General features: G+C 71.6%; 13 protein-coding genes. 5 read left to right on the forward strand and 8 right to left on the reverse strand.

Annotated features, from left to right (window positions below):
- Positions 1-13: 13 nt before the first annotated feature.
- The 5 genes from AB0O36_RS24085 to AB0O36_RS24105 all read right to left on the reverse strand — a co-directional run bounded on the left by AB0O36_RS24085 (position 14) and on the right by AB0O36_RS24105 (position 6,989).
- Entirely contained in the window at positions 14-2,641 is a 2,628-nt protein-coding gene (locus AB0O36_RS24085) for a SpoIIE family protein phosphatase (RefSeq protein WP_365113895.1), read from the reverse strand.
- A gap of 199 nt (positions 2,642-2,840) precedes the next feature.
- Entirely contained in the window at positions 2,841-3,539 is a 699-nt protein-coding gene (locus tag AB0O36_RS24090; RefSeq protein ID WP_365113897.1) for a DUF402 domain-containing protein, read from the reverse strand.
- A 121-nt stretch (positions 3,540-3,660) separates the two neighbouring features.
- On the reverse strand, positions 3,661-5,064 hold the full coding sequence (locus tag AB0O36_RS24095; RefSeq protein WP_365113899.1) for a class II fumarate hydratase: 1,404 nt from the start codon (positions 5,062-5,064) through the stop codon (positions 3,661-3,663).
- Positions 5,065-5,375: 311 nt separating this feature from the next.
- The gene (locus AB0O36_RS24100) at positions 5,376-6,044 is read right to left on the reverse strand and encodes a hypothetical protein (protein ID WP_365113901.1); all 669 of its coding nucleotides are present in this window, start codon (positions 6,042-6,044) and stop codon (positions 5,376-5,378) included.
- 147 nt (positions 6,045-6,191) lie between these two features.
- Positions 6,192-6,989, reverse strand: a complete 798-nt coding sequence (locus AB0O36_RS24105) for a glycerophosphodiester phosphodiesterase family protein (protein ID WP_365113902.1) — start codon at positions 6,987-6,989, stop codon at positions 6,192-6,194.
- 53 nt (positions 6,990-7,042) lie between these two features.
- On the opposite strand from AB0O36_RS24105, the gene AB0O36_RS24110 reads away from it, so the two are divergent.
- Positions 7,043-7,402: a hypothetical protein gene (locus tag AB0O36_RS24110; protein ID WP_365113904.1), complete on the forward strand. Its 360-nt coding sequence runs from the start codon at positions 7,043-7,045 to the stop codon at positions 7,400-7,402.
- 18 nt (positions 7,403-7,420) lie between these two features.
- Positions 7,421-8,944, forward strand: a complete 1,524-nt coding sequence (locus tag AB0O36_RS24115) for a recombinase family protein (RefSeq protein ID WP_365114054.1) — start codon at positions 7,421-7,423, stop codon at positions 8,942-8,944.
- A 749-nt stretch (positions 8,945-9,693) separates the two neighbouring features.
- Here the strand turns inward: AB0O36_RS24115 and AB0O36_RS24120 are convergent.
- Positions 9,694-11,364, reverse strand: a complete 1,671-nt coding sequence (locus AB0O36_RS24120; protein WP_365113906.1) for a fumarate hydratase — start codon at positions 11,362-11,364, stop codon at positions 9,694-9,696.
- Positions 11,365-11,534: 170 nt separating this feature from the next.
- Here AB0O36_RS24120 and AB0O36_RS24125 point away from each other — a divergent pair, with 170 nt between their 5' ends.
- Together AB0O36_RS24125 and AB0O36_RS24130 are read left to right on the forward strand one after the other, a co-directional pair.
- Positions 11,535-12,257: a DUF1707 domain-containing protein gene (locus AB0O36_RS24125; RefSeq protein ID WP_365113908.1), complete on the forward strand. Its 723-nt coding sequence runs from the start codon at positions 11,535-11,537 to the stop codon at positions 12,255-12,257.
- Positions 12,258-12,443: 186 nt separating this feature from the next.
- Positions 12,444-12,821: a WhiB family transcriptional regulator gene (locus tag AB0O36_RS24130; RefSeq protein ID WP_365113910.1), complete on the forward strand. Its 378-nt coding sequence runs from the start codon at positions 12,444-12,446 to the stop codon at positions 12,819-12,821.
- Positions 12,822-12,939: 118 nt separating this feature from the next.
- On the opposite strand, the gene glpX is transcribed toward AB0O36_RS24130, so the two are convergent.
- Positions 12,940-13,974 (reverse strand): class II fructose-bisphosphatase, encoded by a 1,035-nt coding sequence (glpX, locus tag AB0O36_RS24135; protein WP_365113912.1) that lies wholly within the window; start codon positions 13,972-13,974, stop codon positions 12,940-12,942.
- A 394-nt stretch (positions 13,975-14,368) separates the two neighbouring features.
- On the opposite strand from glpX, the gene AB0O36_RS24140 reads away from it, so the two are divergent.
- Positions 14,369-14,884: a DUF4245 domain-containing protein gene (locus AB0O36_RS24140; RefSeq protein WP_365114056.1), complete on the forward strand. Its 516-nt coding sequence runs from the start codon at positions 14,369-14,371 to the stop codon at positions 14,882-14,884.
- A 123-nt stretch (positions 14,885-15,007) separates the two neighbouring features.
- On the opposite strand, the gene AB0O36_RS24145 is transcribed toward AB0O36_RS24140, so the two are convergent.
- Positions 15,008-15,598: a malonic semialdehyde reductase gene (locus tag AB0O36_RS24145; RefSeq protein ID WP_365113914.1), complete on the reverse strand. Its 591-nt coding sequence runs from the start codon at positions 15,596-15,598 to the stop codon at positions 15,008-15,010.
- Positions 15,599-15,638: the final 40 nt, after the last annotated feature.

Below are 15,638 nucleotides of genomic sequence, written 5' to 3' on the forward strand. Positions count from 1 at the left end.
GGCGGCCCTTGGCTCAGCCGCGCCCGCCGCCGGGCAGCGACAGCTCGAACCAGACCACCTTGCCGCTGCTCAGCCGGGTCGCACCCCAGCGCCGGGCCAGGCGGTTGACCAGGAACAGCCCGCGGCCGCCCTCGTCGGTCTCCCGGGCCCGGCGCTGCCGCGGCAGCTGCGGGGAGTCGTCGCCGACCTCGCAGCGCAGCACGTCCGTGCGCAGCAGACGCAGCGTCACCGGCCGTTCCGCGTACCGGACGGCATTGGTGACCACCTCGCTGACCAGCAGCTCCACCGAGTCCTCCAGCTCCTCCAGCCCCCACCGCGACAGCGCGCGGCGGGCGAACCGGCGGGCCCGGCCCGGAGCGGTCTCCTCCGGGTCCAGGAACCAGTACGCGACGTCGCTGGGCGCGATCCCGTCGAAGCGGGCCGCGAGCAGCGCGATGTCGTCGTCCCGGTCGCCCGGCCCCAGCATGTCGAGGATGTCGTCGCAGAGGGCCTCCAGCGGCGGCGGATGGTCCAGCCCGGTCAGCTGCGCCGTGGTGGCCAGCCGCTCGCGGAGCTGCTCGATGCCGGTCCACACGTCGCGCAGCCGGGACTCCACCAGGCCGTCGGTGTACAGCAGCAGGGTGGCCCCGGCCGGGGCGTCCAGCTCCACCGCCTCGAAGTCCACGCCGCCCACGCCGATCGGGGCGCCCGGCGGCACCCGGAGCACCTCCGCACGTCCGCCCAGGTGCAGCAGCACCGGCGGCGGATGGCCCGCGTTGGCGATGGTGATCCGGTGTGACACCGGGTCGTAGACGGCGTACAGGCAGGTGGCCATCCGGTCCGAGCCGAGCCGCTGCGCCTGCTCGTCGAGGTGGTGCAGCACCTCGCCCGGCGGCAGGTCGAGCTGGGCCAGGGTCTGCGCGGTGGTGCGCAGCTGGCCCATGATCGCCGCCGAGGTCATGGAGTGGCCCATGACGTCGCCCACGACCAGCGCCACCCGGCTCCCGGGCAGCGGTATGGCGTCGTACCAGTCGCCGCCCACCCGGGCGGTCTCGGCCGCGGGAAGGTAGCGCGAGGCCAGCCGCACCCCGGTGGGCTGGGGCAGGCTGTCCGGCAGCATGGTGCGCTGCAGCTCGTCGGCGATGTACGCCTCCCGGCCGTACAGCACCGCCTTGTCGATGCCGAGCGCGGTGTGCGTGGCCAGCTGGGCCGCGACGAGCAGGTCGTTCTGCTCGAACGCGGGCCGTTCGGGGCTGCGCAGGAACACGGCCGCGCCGATCACCCGGCGGCGGCCGCGCAGCGGCGCCAGCACCGCCCGCTGACCGGTCGGCAGCGGGTGCTCCTCGCCCAGCAGTTCCGGCAGGGCGGCCCGCGCGGCGGCGGAGTCGGCGAACACCGGCCGTACGCCGCGCAGCACCTCGGCGAGCGCGCCGCCCGGCCGGATCTCGCACAGCTCGGCCGCGGGCAGGTCGCCCTGCGGGCCGACGAGCGGCAGCTGGCTGAAGTCGAGCTCCCCGGCGCCCCCCGCGGCCCCGGCGAGTTCGAGCCCGGTTCCGAGCTCGTCGATCGGCCGGAGCCGGTCGGTGCGACGGAGCCTTAAGACGACCGGGCCGACCGGGCGCTCGTCGCCGACCGGCAGCGGGTCGCGCAGGTAGACCAGGATGGCGTCGGAGAAGGTCGGGACCGTGGCCCGGCACAGGCCGAGCACGATCTCGTCGAGGTCGATGCCGCGGGCGATGCGCCGGGTGGCCGCGCCGACGAACCGCAGCCGGTCGCCTTCCCGGCGCGCCGCCGTGGCCTCGGTGCCGCGCGGCATCCCGGACCGCCCGCCGGAGTCGCCTTCGCCGGAGCCGTCCGCGCGGGCGTCGAGTGCGCCGGCCCCGTCGAGTCCGGTGGTGGCGGCCGGTCCGGTGGTGCCGTCCGGTGCGCCGGCGCCGTCGAGTGCGGCGAGGCCGGCCGGGCCCGCGCCGTCGGCTCCGGGCACGGGCGCGTGCGCCGTGTCCACGCCGTCGTACCCGTCGCTCATGTGGTGCCCGTCCGTCACGTCCTGGCCGTCGGCCGCGTTCCGCGCGGCGGCGGTGTCACGGGCCCACGCCCCGGCGTCCGTACCGGCCGGGTGCGGGTCGGTGGTGGCGTCCGTACCGCCGGGGCCGGACGCGGGCTCTCCGGCGCCGGCGCCGGCGCCGGTTCCGGCGTTCCGCGCGGCTTCCGCGTCGCGGGCTTCCGGGTCCGCCGGGCGGCCTCCGGACGATCCGGCGCCGGCGTGCCGGGCGGGTGGGATCGAGCCGGGCAGGGCGACGGGCACGGTCCCGGCCGGGCGGCCGCCCGGTCCGGCGGTGTCCGGAGCGCCGGTGCCGCCGGTGCCGTCGGCGTCCTCCGGGCCGGCCGAGAGGCCCTCGCGCGAGCGGGCGTCCGCGCACCCGTCGCCCGGGGCGGGCACCTTGCCGTGGCCCGAGTCATGGCCGAGGTCGTGGCCCGAGTCATGGCCGAGTTCGTCCCGTTCGGCCGGGGTGCGCGGCGCCGCGGCGCCCTGCGCACCCGCCGCGGACACGGGCACGGCCCGCGTGCCCGGACCCCGCCGCGCCCGGCGCGGCCCCGGCACGTCGGAGCTGCCCGCGGCAGCAGGCTGCGGGCCCTCGTGGGAGGTGGGGTACTCCGTCACGCGTGGAATTCCGTCCGTTCGCGCTCGATGTGCGCTGCACTCAACTCGGTCAGTCGCGGTATACCCGCTCAGCGGCGGGGGCACCGTCACCCCCGGGTACCGCTTCCCGCTCGTTACCAAGTCCCGCGCGCAGCCTGCCAATTACGCAGCCTTGCGGAGGACGATCCTACGTTTGAACCCCGGGGGCGCATCAAGGGTCTCATGAGGTCATATACGCCGGGGTGCGGTCCCAGTCCTCGGGCAGAACCGGAACGCACCAGCTCGGATCGGGTCTCCAGTCCTGCCAGCCGGAGGAGAAGGGAGCCCCCCAGGCGCTGATCAGCTCGGCTGCCGCGAGCCCTGCGGAGCGCACCCCGAGGGCCTCTTCGGGGCTCATCAGACCGGACCGCTGGGCCTGCGCGAACTCGTCCTCGTCCAGCCACGTCCAGCTGCGGTCGGGGTAGACCGCGATGTCGAGGAAGTGGTCCTCGGAGTCCACTCCGCCGTCCCAGCGGACGCGGGGCGTCTCCAGGTTGACGTACCAGTTCCTGAAGTCCCAGCCGGGTCCCCAGAACAGCCACACCGACCACGGGTCGCCGGGCCGCGCCAGCTTGAGCACGCCCTCGCCGGACCAGTGCGCGCGCGCCGTGGTCCGCTCGGCCGTGTAGCGGGTGGCGAGCGGCTCCCGGCTCACCGCACCGCCGTCGGCCAGCACCGGCTTGACGCACTCGGTGCCGGGGGCCATCCACACGGCCAGCAGGTCCTCGGTGTCCTCGACCACCGTCACCGGCCGGCAGATGTGCACCCGGCCGTCGACGCCCGGCGCCTGGTCGCGGTAGCGCCAGAGGATGTGCTCCCCCGGAGCCCAGTGCGTGTCCCGGGTCCCCCGCGTGCTCCGCGCCCCGTCGGTACCTTTCATGCGCAGATAGTAGGCGCGGGCCTCCCCGGATCGCTGCGGTGCAGGTCACTGGGGTCCCCCGGGCGGAGTCGGGGGCGACCGTACGGGGCGCCGGAGCGACCGGATGGCCGGATCCGAGCACTCAGGGACGGGTCATCCGGAGCACGTCCAGGGCCCGGTCGAGCTCCTCCAGGGTGAGGTCGCCGCGGTCGACGTAGCCCTCCTCCAGCACCACCTCGCGGATCGTCTTCCGTTCGGCGAGGGACTTCTTGGCGACCTTGGCCGCCTCCTCGTAGCCGATGTACCGGTTCAGCGGGGTCACCACGGAGGGCGAGGACTCCGCGTATTCCCTGGCCCGCTCCGCGTTGACGGTGATTCCGGCGACCGTGCGGTCGGCGAGCAGGCGGCTCGCCGCGCCGAGCAGCCGGATCGATTCGAGCAGGTTCCGGGCCATCACCGGGAGCATCACGTTGAGTTCGAAGTTGCCGGCCGCGCCCGCCACGGCGACGGTGGTGTCGTTCCCGGTCACCTGGGCGGCCACCATCAGCACGGCCTCGGGGACCACCGGATTGACCTTTCCCGGCATGATCGAGGAGCCGGGCTGCAGGTCCGGCAGATTGATTTCGGCCAATCCGGTGCGCGGGCCGGAGGACATCCAGCGCAGGTCGTTGGCGATCTTGGTGAGCGAGACCGCGATCGTACGGAGCATCCCGGAGGTCTCCACCAGGGCGTCCCGTGCGCCCTGGGCCTCGAAGTGGTTCCGGGCCTCGGTCAGCGGCAGACCGGTGTCCGCGGCCACCTCGGCGATCACCTCCTCCGAGAAGCCCATGGGCGTGTTGATGCCGGTGCCCACGGCCGTGCCGCCCAGGGGCAGTTCGGCGAGCCGCGGCAGCGCCGCCTGCAGGCGCTCGATGCCGTAGTGGATCTGGGCGGCGTACCCGCCGAACTCCTGGCCCACGGTGACCGGGGTGGCGTCCATGAGGTGGGTGCGGCCGGCCTTGACCACCTCGGCGAACTCGTCGGACTTGCGGGTCAGCTCGGTCGCCAGGTGCCGCAGGGCCGGGATCAGGCCGTGGGTGACGGCGGCGGTGGCGGCGATGTGGATGGACGAGGGGAACACGTCGTTGGAGCTCTGCGAGGCGTTGACGTGGTCGTTGGGGTGGACGTCGCGGCCCAGCCGCTCGGTGGCGAGGGTCGCGATCACCTCGTTCATGTTCATGTTGGACGAGGTGCCGGAGCCGGTCTGGAAGACGTCGACCGGGAACTGGTCGTCCCAGCGGCCCTCCGCGACCTCGGCGGCGGCCGAGGCCACGGCCTCGCCGACGGCCGCGTCCAGCACGCCGAGCCGGACGTTGACCCGGGCCGCGGCGGCCTTGATCCGGGCCAGGGCGGCGATGTGGGAGCGCTCCAGGCGCTGTCCGGAGATGGGGAAGTTCTCCACGGCGCGCTGGGTCTGCGCCCGCCACTTGGCATGCGCGGGGACCCTCACCTCGCCCATGGAGTCGTGCTCGATCCGGAACTGGTCCAGGTCCTGGTTGTCGGTCATCTCGGTGGCCTCCTCAAGAAGTTGAGCAATCGTCTCGTCCGGCGTGTTCCCATCTTCCCTACCGGCCGGTAGACGCCGGCGGCGACACCTGCTCGGGAGACGCCCACGGCGCGAACCGGATCCGGACCGGGGCTGCGCGGACCCGGACCGGGGTTGCCCGACCCAGATCTACCGTGGCCTCCGTCGCGACGTCCGAGGCCGCCCTCGGGGGCGCCACCGCCATCACCCCCATGGCCCAGGAGGCCAGGAGGCCAGGAGGCCAGGAGACCGGGAGGCCGGGCGGCCCGGAGCCCAGGCGGCGCCTGCTCCGGCTACGCCGGCTTGGGCGTCAGCGGGGCCGTCGCCACCTTGAACCCGCCCTCGACGACCCGGGCGAACGCCGCCGGCGCCATGCAGGTCCCCGTGACGGCCTGCACGGGCTTGCCGTCCGGGCCCACATCGAGGTTGCCGACGCCCCAGGAGAAGCCCAGCCGGTCCGGCTCCCCGCCGCGGCCCTCCTCGATGCTGATGCCGATCCGCTGCTTCTCGTCGCCGGTGTTCGACTCCCTGACCACGGCAGTCAGGGTGGCCGTCCCGCCACCCGTGACCAGGCAGTCCACGTCGGCGACGGACCTGCCGGTGAACGCCTTGCCGGTCGGCGACTCGGAGGCCGGCACCCGGTGGTACACCGTCACCCGGCCGCGGGCGTCGGTGGGCAGGCCCTTCTCCAGACCCTTGACCGGGAACGGCCTGCTCCACGGCACGCCCTCGGCGTCGACCGAGAACCGGATCTCGTGGTTGGGGGAGTACGGGTAGAAGATCCGGCCCGCTCCGTGCACGGAGGCGGCACGCGTCGCGGGGGTGGCCGCGGTGGACACGGCGGATGAGGGCGCGGGCGCGGCAGCCACCAGCGAGGCGACGGCGGCCAGCGCGGCGACGGGCAGGGTGACGGTACGGAGGGTACGGACGGTACGGACGGTACGGACGGAACGGATACGCATGTGAACTCCCCTGGTCAGGCACCCCGTTCGGGTACGGCACCAGCCTCGCCCGGGGGCAGGGGGAGCAGCCATCCGCCGATCGGCCCGACCCGCGGGGCCGGGCTCTGCCGATCGGCAGAGGGGGTGTGCGCGGATGGCCGTGGTCACTCAGCGGGCGTCGATGTACTCCCGCACCTCGCGCGGCCGGTTGGTGATGATCGTCTCCACGCCGAGGCGGAGGCACAGCTCGACGTCCTCGGGCTCGTCCACGGTCCACACCCGCACCCGCAGCCCCTTGGCCTTCAGCCGCCGCACCAGCCCGGGATCCCGGCGTACGAGGTCGATCCCCGGACCGGCGTGCCCGGCGAACGGCGGCCGCGGCGGCCGCAGGGCCCGCTCGATCAGGTACACGGCGGGCAGCCCGGGCGCCAGCCGGTTCAGCCGCACCAGCGCGTTGCGCGAGAAGCTCATCACCTCGACCCGCCCCGAGGCCCCGTCCGCCAGCCCGTACGCCTTGAGCACGCGCACCAGCTCGGCCTCCAGCCGGCCCCCGGCCCGGCTCGGGTGCTTGGTCTCCACGGCCAGCCCCACCGGGTACGGCGCCCCGAGCGCCAGCTCCAGCAGCTCCTCGAACCGCAGCACCCGCGCCCCGCCGTGCCCGGACCCCTTCCACCCGCCGAAGTCGAGCGCGGCGAGCTCGTCGTAGGTCATGGCGGACACCACCCCGCGCCCGTCGGACGTCCGCCCGACGCTCCGGTCGTGCACGCACACCAGCTGCCCGTCCCGGCTGAGCCGCACGTCGCACTCCAGCGCGTCGGCCCCGTCGGCGATGGCCTGCCGGTAGGCGGCGAGGGTGTGCTCGGGGTGCTCGTGGGAGGCCCCCCGGTGCGCGACGACACGGACCGCGGATCGCACGGCCGGCCCGCCCCGACCGGCCCGGGCGTAAAGGCTGGACAGCTGAGTCATGCCCCAGACGTTATCGGGCTGCGCCCACGCCCCCGCCACCGCAGACTGCACGGATGGCCGAACCCTTCGTGACAATTCACTGCGAGCCCTGCGAGGACTGCGTCCGGCAGGAGTGGCAGACCGTCGAGCACGGCCGCCTCCGCTGGTACACCGGGGAGTACTGCCCGCGCTACGCCGTCCAGGCGTGCGGCCGGGGGTGGGGCGTACCGCCGGACCACGTCCGGGACCGCATCGTCGAGCGGGAGGGCACGGTCCGGGTCCCCATCGGCGGCCCGGACGGCGTCCCGCTCAAGGCCGCCCGCGAGATCCTCGGGCTGACCATCGCGGAGCTGAACCGGGTCCGGGTCCACGGGTACGAGGCCACCCCCGTGGAAGCAGCCCTCCTGGAGTCGCGCCGCACACCCGGCGCATGAAAGCGGCGGGGCGGGAGCCTGAAGGACGACACCACCAGCCCCGAGAAGCAGCGGCAGGCCGTGGAGCACTGGGCAGCTGGCCCGGCCGTCGACGGCCGGATAGTCGGATGGGCGGAAGACCTGGACGTGTCGGGAGCCATGCACCCGTTCAAGCGTCCCGGCCTGGGCCCCTGGTTCACGGAGCGGGCCGACGAGTGGGACGTGCTGGCGGTCTGGAAGCTGGACCGACTCTCCCGTCGAGCGGGTCACTTCGCCGAGATTGTCGAGTGGTGCCGGAAGCACGGCAAAGCGATCGTGTCCGTCAGCGAGAGCATCGACATGAGCACCCCCATGGGCAAGATGTTCGCCCAGATCATCGCGGCTTTCGCCGAGGGGGAGTTGGACACCATTCGAGCCCGCGCTCTTTCCGGATCGCAGGCTCGTAAGGCCAAGGGTGTCTGGATCGGTGGCGTCGAGCCTTTCGGCTACCGCTTTGAGCGGCAGGAAACCGGCGGCAAGAAGCTCGTTCAGGACCCGAACTATGCGGAACTCTTCGGCGAGATCGTGGGCCGTCTGAAAGGAGACTGGTCCGCCTACAAGATTGCCGTTGACCTGAACAAGCGAGGGGTCCCTACGTGGCGGGATCACCTGCGCTTGGATAAGGGTGAAGATCCAAGGGGTGTTGCCTGGACGGCGAACGCTATTCGTGCCATCGTGCTGAATCCGACCGTGGCCGGTATCTACACTCACAAGGGTGAAAATGTCGTAGATGAGAACGGGGAGAACGTTCGCATCACGGATAAGCCCCTGATGGACTTTGCAGAGTGGTCCGATTTCGTCGCCGCTCTGAAGAGTCATCGCCCGGTCCGACGGGCTACGCCCTCGCGTTCGATGCTTGGTGGCGTGGCCATCTGCCAGGCTTGTGGCGCCCGAATGTCTTCCAACAAGAAGGTGAAGACGAACGGCACGGTGCATCACTACTACGGATGCAATAACGTAAATACGGGGACGTGTTCAGTTCCTGCCCGCATCCGCAGGGACGACCTGGACACAGCGGTCGGATCGTTCGTGAAGCTCACGCTTGGGCCGTTGCCGGTCATGGAGCGCGTAGGTAATTCCATCAGCGAGGCCAAGACCGAACTTGCCGAGGCCGAGGCAACCCTAGATCGGCTGGAAGCGGACTACCTTGCCGGTCGCCTCAAGAGCGAAGTTCAGATTGAGCGTTACTGGGGGCAGCATGAGTTTCAGTCGGCCAAGGTCGAGCGGCTGAGGCAGGAAATCAAGGCGGCTGAAGACGCCCCGGCCTGGAAGGAGACGGGGCGCACCTACTCTGAGGAGTGGGCCACCAAGGATGACGAACAGAAGCGCGTGTTCCTACAGCGGCATCGAATCGCGGTGACCGTAGGAACCATGGAGGACGGCTCTCGCCGTGTACTCGTTCGCGTTCCCGAGGTGGCCGAGATCGCCGAGGAAGCGGGTCTTCATGTACCCGCAGGCTACGAATGGACGGCCCCCGAAGCCGAGTTTGTCCTTCCGGCGAGAAGGGCCTACAAGCGGAAGTAGCCGAGTCTTCTAACGACGTCACTACGGCCCCGGTAGCGCACAAGCGCTACCGGGGCCGCTTTCGTTCTGACGTTTAAACGGCCTTGCTTGAAACCGCCATCCGGCCGGAGGTACATCTAGGTCACCCACGAACGAGGAGAGGACACGTCGGTTCCCGTATGGCTGATCGCTCCGATGCCGCCAAGGCGCGACATGGACAATGGGTTTTCGCCCTGGCCACGGCCGAGGCCCCCGGGGGCCGACGTGCTCAAGGCTCACAAACTCACGCGCAAAGACGCGTGGCCGAACTTCACTCGCTTCCTCATAGCTGTGGGGGCCCGTTGTGGGACTTGGGGAGAAGACATACGTCCTACGCTCGACCGAATCCAAGAGGCGACCAGCATCGACAGGTCGAAGGCAGCTCGCTGGCTGCATGCGGGTGTGTCCCTCGGCTTCCTTGCAGTGGCCCGCCAGGGTTCGCGGGGAGTCGCCACGACCTACCGAATCAATCTCCCCAGCGAAAGCCCCCAGAAGGTATCCCGCGTCGACCGTTCCGGTCTTCGAGCCCCTAGGCCGGCTGAGGCTCCCGAAAGGCGCGCTCAGGCCGATCCAGAGCGTTCCAGTGAGCACGCGCCGGGGCAGCCTGCCGACGCTCTCGCGTGGGAAGACCTATGCGTGGATGCTCGGGCCGTGTTCCCTCGCTCCGACAGGTACGGCAAGAGCCCCTGGCGGGGCGCCAGGGGCTCTTGTGGGGGTGTCACTGCCAGGGATCAGGCCAGGCCGGGACCCCGGACGGGGATGCTGGTGAACGTCGGCTGCTCGGGTTCACGCGAAGTGAAGAAGTCGTTGCCCTTGTCGTCCACGACGATGAACGCGGGGAAGTCCTCGACCTCGATCTTCCAGACGGCCTCCATGCCGAGCTCCTCGTACTCCAGGACCTCGACCTTCTTGATGCAGTCCTGGGCCAGGCGGGCCGCCGGGCCGCCGATCGAGCCGAGGTAGAAGCCGCCGTGCGCGCCGCAGGCGTCGGTGACCTGCTGGGAGCGGTTGCCCTTGGCCAGCATGACCTTCGAGCCGCCCGCCGCCTGGAACTGCTCGACGTAGGAGTCCATGCGGCCGGCCGTGGTCGGGCCGAAGGAGCCGGACGCGTAGCCCTCGGGGGTCTTCGCCGGGCCGGCGTAGTAGACCGGGTGGTCCTTGAGGTACTGCGGCATCCCCTCGCCCGCGTCCAGCCGCTCCTTGATCTTCGCGTGGGCGATGTCGCGCGCCACGACCAGCGGGCCGGTCAGGGAGAGGCGGGTCTTGACCGGGTGCTTGGTCAGGGTCGCGAGGATGTCGTCCATCGGCTGGTTGAGGTCGATCTCGACCACGTCGGACGCCTCGTCCAAGTGCTCGTCCGTCGTCTCCGGCAGGAAGCGGGCCGGGTCGCGCTCCAGCTGCTCCAGGAAGACGCCCTCGGCGGTGATCTTGGCGACCGCCTGGCGGTCGGCGGAGCAGGACACCGCGATGGCGACCGGGAGGGAGGCGCCGTGGCGGGGCAGACGCACCACGCGGACGTCGTGGCAGAAGTACTTGCCGCCGAACTGCGCGCCGATGCCGATCTTCTGGGTGAGCTCGAAGACCTGCTGCTCCAGGTCGAGGTCGCGGAAGCCGTGGCCGAGCGCGGAACCCTCGGTGGGGAGCTCGTCCAGGTAGTGGGCCGAGGCGTACTTGGCGGTCTTCAGCGCGTGCTCGGCCGAGGTGCCGCCGACCACGATGGCCAGGTGGTAGGGCGGGCAGGCCGCCGTACCGAGGGAGCGGATCTTCTCCTCCAGGAACTTCATCATGGAGGCTTCGTTCAGTACGGCCTTCGTCTCCTGGTAGAGGAAGGACTTGTTGGCCGAGCCGCCGCCCTTGGCCATGAAGAGGAACTTGTACGCGCCGCCGTCGGTGGCGTACAGCTCGATCTGCGCGGGCAGGTTCGAGCCGGTGTTCTTCTCCTCCCACATGGTCAGCGGGGCCATCTGCGAGTAGCGGAGGTTGAGCCGGGTGTACGCGTCGTAGATGCCGCGGGAGAGGGCCTCCTCGTCACCGCCCTCGGTGAGCACGTTCTGGCCGCGCTTGCCCATGACGATCGCGGTGCCGGTGTCCTGGCACATCGGCAGCACGCCGGCCGCGGCGATGTTCGCGTTCTTGAGGAGGTCGAGCGCGACGAACTTGTCGTTCGACGAGGCCTCCGGGTCGTCGATGATCCGGCGCAGCTGCGCGAGGTGCGCCGGCCGCAGGAAGTGCTGGATGTCGTGGATGGCCTCTTCGGCCAGCTTGCGCAGCGCCTCCGGCTCGACCTTGAGGAAGGTGCGTCCGTCCGCCTCGAAGGTGGACACGCCCTCGGCCGTCACCAGCCGGTACGGGGTGGTGTCCTCGCCCAGGGGCAGCAGGTCGGTGTACGCGAACTCCGGCATTGTGTGGCCATTCCTCACTCGGCAGACAGCACTGACGACCAATTGGCAGCGCAGCACACCAGCGTAGGACGTCCCGCTCGAAGGTCGGTATGTGAGGTAAGGCTCAGTCGGGGCCCGACTCGCTCCACTCTGCAGTATCGCGATCTATCGTGTTTGGCTATGCTGCTGGCGTGGACCTGGAAAAGCACCCCGCTGCCCCCGCCGCCCCCGCATCCGCGCCGGTGCCCGCGCCCGCTGCCGGGCTGCGCGCCTCGGACGCCGACCGCGACCGGATCGCCCGGATCCTCGGCGATGCCTTCGCCGAGGGCCGGCTCACCTCGGAGGAGCACTCCGAGCGCCTGGACGCGATGTACGCCGTGAAGACCGTCGGCGAGCTGGAGCAGCTGGTGCGGGACCTGCCCGCGGGCCAGGGCGGCTTCCGCCCGGGCGCGGCCGCGGGCATGGCGGGTGGCCTGGCCGGGGCCGGGCAGCCGGCGCCGTACGGGCCGCCCGGCGCGGGCTACGCGGAGTCCGTGGTCGCCGTCTGCAGCAGCTCGACCCGCCGGGGCCGCTGGCGGCCCGGCCCCCGCACCCGCGCGGTGGCCGTCATGGGCGACGTCACCATCGACCTCACCGAGGCCGTGTTCGAGCAGCAGCTCACCGAGATCAACGTGACCGTGGTGATGGGCAACGTGGACATCCTGGTCCCGGAGAACGTCACCCTGCGCGGCTTCGGCAACGGCGTGCTGGGCAATTTCGAGATCCGCGGGGAGAGCCGCGGCGAGACGGACCCGCAGGCGCCGGTCGTGGTCGTGCGCGGGTTCGCCCTGCTCGGGAACATCGAGGCCCGCCCCAAGCGGGGCGCCCGGCTGGTCGACCTGGCGAACCGGCTGCGCAAGCAGACGGACGGCTGAGGGCGGGCGGACGGTCGGGCCGACCGGCGGATGCGTGGGCGGCCGCGCGGACCGCGGGCGGCCGGTTCCCGGCCAGTTCCCGGCCGGATCGCCCCACACGGCGCATATGGGCGCGCACAGCGGGTAGGGACAGGTGCATCGTCTCGGCTCGTGAATGGCTCGTGAATACGTCGTCAGGAGTAGACCGTGCAGCATCCGCCGCATCAGTCCCCGCAGGTAGCCGCCGTCACCGCTCTGCCCGGCCCGCGGGTGCCGTCGCGGGAAGAGGACGGCCCATGGCATGCGGAGGCGGTGTGCAAGCGGGACGAGGCGGGACTGTTCTTCGCGCCGTCCAAGGAGCCGACCGCGGCCCGGCTCTCGCGCGAGGAGGCCGCCAAGCGGGTCTGCGCCCGCTGCCCGGTCATGATCGCCTGCCGGCAGCACGCGCTGCTGCAGCCCGAGCCGTACGGGGTGTGGGGCGGGCTCACCGCCGCCGAGCGCCGCGTGGTGCTGGCGCGGATGCGCCGCCGGGCCGGCGAGCTGCGGCAGCAGCCGGGCAGCGAGCCGATCGCCGCCGCGGGCTGACCTGCCCGCCGTACGTCCGCCGTACGTCCGCTGCACGTCACGCCGTACGTCCGCCGTACACCATGACGCCATGCGAAAGGGGCGGCTCCCGACGGGGCCGCCCCTTCGCGCAGGGCTGCTACTGGGCCCGGTCGAAGTCGATCGCGCTGTAGGCGCGCAGCTTCGAGAGCCGGTGGGTGGAGTCGATCTTCCGGATCGTGCCCGACTTGGAGCGCATGACCAGCGAGGACGTGGACGCCGTCGCCGAGCGGTAGTGCACGCCGCGCAGCAGCTCGCCGTCGGTGATGCCGGTGGCGACGAAGAAGACGTTCTCGCCGGAGACCAGGTCGTCGGTGGTCAGGACGCGGTCCAGGTCGTGGCCGGCGTCGAGGGCCTTCTGGCGCTCGGCGTCGTCCTTGGGCCACAGCTTGCCCTGGATCACGCCGCCGAGGCACTTTATGGCGCACGCCGAGATGATGCCCTCGGGGGTGCCGCCGATGCCGAGCAGCAGGTCCACGCCGGTGCCCTCGCGGGCGGCCATGATGGAGCCGGCGACGTCGCCGTCCGAGATGAACTTGATGCGGGCGCCGGTCTCGCGGATCTCCTTGACGATGCCCTCGTGGCGGGGGCGGTCCAGGATCACCACGGTGACGTCCTCGACGGCCATGCCCTTGGCCTTGGCGACGCGGCGGATGTTGACCGAGACGGGGGCGTTGATGTCGACGAAGTCGGCGGCCTCGGGGCCGGTGACCAGCTTGTCCATGTAGAAGACCGCGGACGGGTCGAACATGGTGCCGCGGTCGGCGGCGGCCAGTACGGCGATGGCGTTCGGCATGCCCTTGGCGTTGAGCGTGGTCCCGTCGATCGGGTCGACGGCGATGTCGACCTCGGCGCCGGTGCCGTCGCCGACCCGCTCGCCGTTGAAGAGCATCGGGGCTTCGTCCTTCTCGCCTTCGCCGATGACCACGACGCCGTTCATCGAAACGGTGGAGATCAGGGTGCGCATGGCGTTGACCGCGGCACCGTCGGCGCCGATCTTGTCGCCACGCCCGACCCAGCGGCCGGCGGCCAGGGCGGCGGCCTCGGTCACCCGGACCAGTTCCAGGGCGAGGTTGCGGTCGGGGGCCTCGGGAGAGACTTCGAGCTGGGGCGGCAGGTTGTGGTGCTCGGTCATCGGAGCGCACCTTTCTGTACGACGACGGCCGTGAAGTGAGGGTGCTGGAACTCTATCGGTACGTCGACAAATTGAGCAGAGGGGGTCACTTATGAGCGGCAATTCGGACAGCCGGCGCTCCGGCTGACGGTCTCGGACCGGGCCGGCACCGGTTCCGTACGGCGCCCGGGGCAGTCTGCGGTCCGCCGCCGGGGCGGCGCCAGAGGCGCACCGGAGGCGCACGGGAGGCGCACCGGAGGGGCGCCGGGAAGGCGCCGGAGGTGTGCCGGGGACGCGCCGGGGAGGCTCCGGGGCCGCGCCGGAGGCGTGCCGGGGACGCGCCGGGGACACGCTGGAGGCGGACCCCCGTCCGTGATCGTTCGGGCCGTACGGGACGATAGGGGACGTGGCAGGTATGAAAGGCAAGCAGACGGTCTTGGACATGGTCCGGTCGCTGGCGGTGCTCGGGGTCATCGTGGGCGGGATCTACATCTTCATCCCGCATGACGAAAAGGCCGACCCGACGCGCGTGGTGGACTACCGCGTCGAGACCATCACCGCCCGGAGGGCGGCTCCCTACCCGCTGGCCGCGCCCGTCGGGCTGGCGAAGGAGTGGCGGGCGACCTCGGTCACGTACGAGCGGAAGAACTCCAACGCCTGGCACCTGGGCTTCCTCGACCCCGAGAACCAGTACGTGGCGGTGGAGCAGTCCAGCGACCCCTCCGAGAAGTACCTGGCGTCCGTGACGCAGCAGGCCCGGGCCACCGGCCGGACGCAGCAGGTCGGGGGCACCGCCTGGGAGGTCTGGGACGGCCCGAAGTACGACGCGCTGGTGCTGAAGGGCGACGGGCACGTGACGGTGGTGACCGGCACCGGATCCGCCGAGCAGCTCGGCGCGATGGCCGGGGCGCTGGAGTTCAAGAAGGGCTGAGGCCCGAGGGCCCGCACGCGCACGAAGCACACGTACCTCAACGGCAAAGGCCGCCCCACCCGGAGAACCGGGGCGGGCGGCCTTTGCCGTGCGCTGTGTGTGCTTCGTGCGCTCGGTGCGCGATCAGATCGTGGTGACGACCTGGTCGAAGTCCAGGCGCGGGGAGCGCGGGAACCAGGCGTCCTCGCCGGGCTTGCCGATGTTGACCACCATGATCGGGGTGTGGTCGTCGTCCAGGAACTCCTTCTGCACGCCGGCGAAGTCCACACCGGTCATCGGGCCGGCGGCCAGGCCGGCGGCGCGCACGCCCACGATGAAGTAGGCGGCCTGCAGGGCGGCGTTCAGCAGCGCGGACTGCTCGCGGACCGGGCGCGCGCTGAAGAAGGCGTCCTTGGCCTGCGGGAAGTGCGGGAGCAGCTGCGGGAGCTCCTCGTGGAACTCGTTGTCCGCGGAGAGGATCGCGACCAGCGGGGCGGCGGCGGTCTTGGCCTGGTTGCCCTCCATCAGGTGCTTCACCAGGCGCTCGCGGGCCTCCGGCGAGCGGACCAGGGTGATCCGCAGCGGCGTTCCGTTGAAGGCGGTCGGACCGTACTTGACCAGGTCGTATATCGCCTGGACCTGCTCCTCGGTCACCGGCTCGTCGGTGAAGGAGTTGGCAGTGCGGGCCTCGCGGAACAGGAGGTCCTGGGCGGCGGCGTCAAGAACGAGGGACATGGAAAAGCCTTCTTCCAGCGGAGCGGGCGGTGCGTTGTTC

The sequence above is a fragment of the Streptomyces sp. NPDC089799 genome (assembly GCF_040684755.1).
Taxonomy (GTDB): Bacteria; Actinomycetota; Actinomycetes; order Streptomycetales; family Streptomycetaceae; genus Streptomyces.

What these genes read in the sequence shown, in the direction of transcription:
- AB0O36_RS24090 (WP_365113897.1), bottom strand. Translation starts at nt 3,539, where the DNA reads ATGAAAGGTACCGACGGGGCGCGGAGCACGCGGGGGACCCGGGACACG.
- AB0O36_RS24095 (WP_365113899.1), bottom strand. Translation starts at nt 5,064, where the DNA reads ATGACCGACAACCAGGACCTGGACCAGTTCCGGATCGAGCACGACTCC.
- AB0O36_RS24100 (WP_365113901.1), bottom strand. Translation starts at nt 6,044, where the DNA reads ATGCGTATCCGTTCCGTCCGTACCGTCCGTACCGTCCGTACCCTCCGT.
- AB0O36_RS24105 (WP_365113902.1), bottom strand. Translation starts at nt 6,989, where the DNA reads ATGACTCAGCTGTCCAGCCTTTACGCCCGGGCCGGTCGGGGCGGGCCG.
- AB0O36_RS24110 (WP_365113904.1), top strand. Translation starts at nt 7,043, where the DNA reads ATGGCCGAACCCTTCGTGACAATTCACTGCGAGCCCTGCGAGGACTGC.
- AB0O36_RS24120 (WP_365113906.1), bottom strand. Translation starts at nt 11,364, where the DNA reads ATGCCGGAGTTCGCGTACACCGACCTGCTGCCCCTGGGCGAGGACACC.
- glpX (WP_365113912.1), bottom strand. Translation starts at nt 13,974, where the DNA reads ATGACCGAGCACCACAACCTGCCGCCCCAGCTCGAAGTCTCTCCCGAG.
- AB0O36_RS24140 (WP_365114056.1), top strand. Translation starts at nt 14,369, where the DNA reads ATGAAAGGCAAGCAGACGGTCTTGGACATGGTCCGGTCGCTGGCGGTG.
- AB0O36_RS24145 (WP_365113914.1), bottom strand. Translation starts at nt 15,598, where the DNA reads ATGTCCCTCGTTCTTGACGCCGCCGCCCAGGACCTCCTGTTCCGCGAG.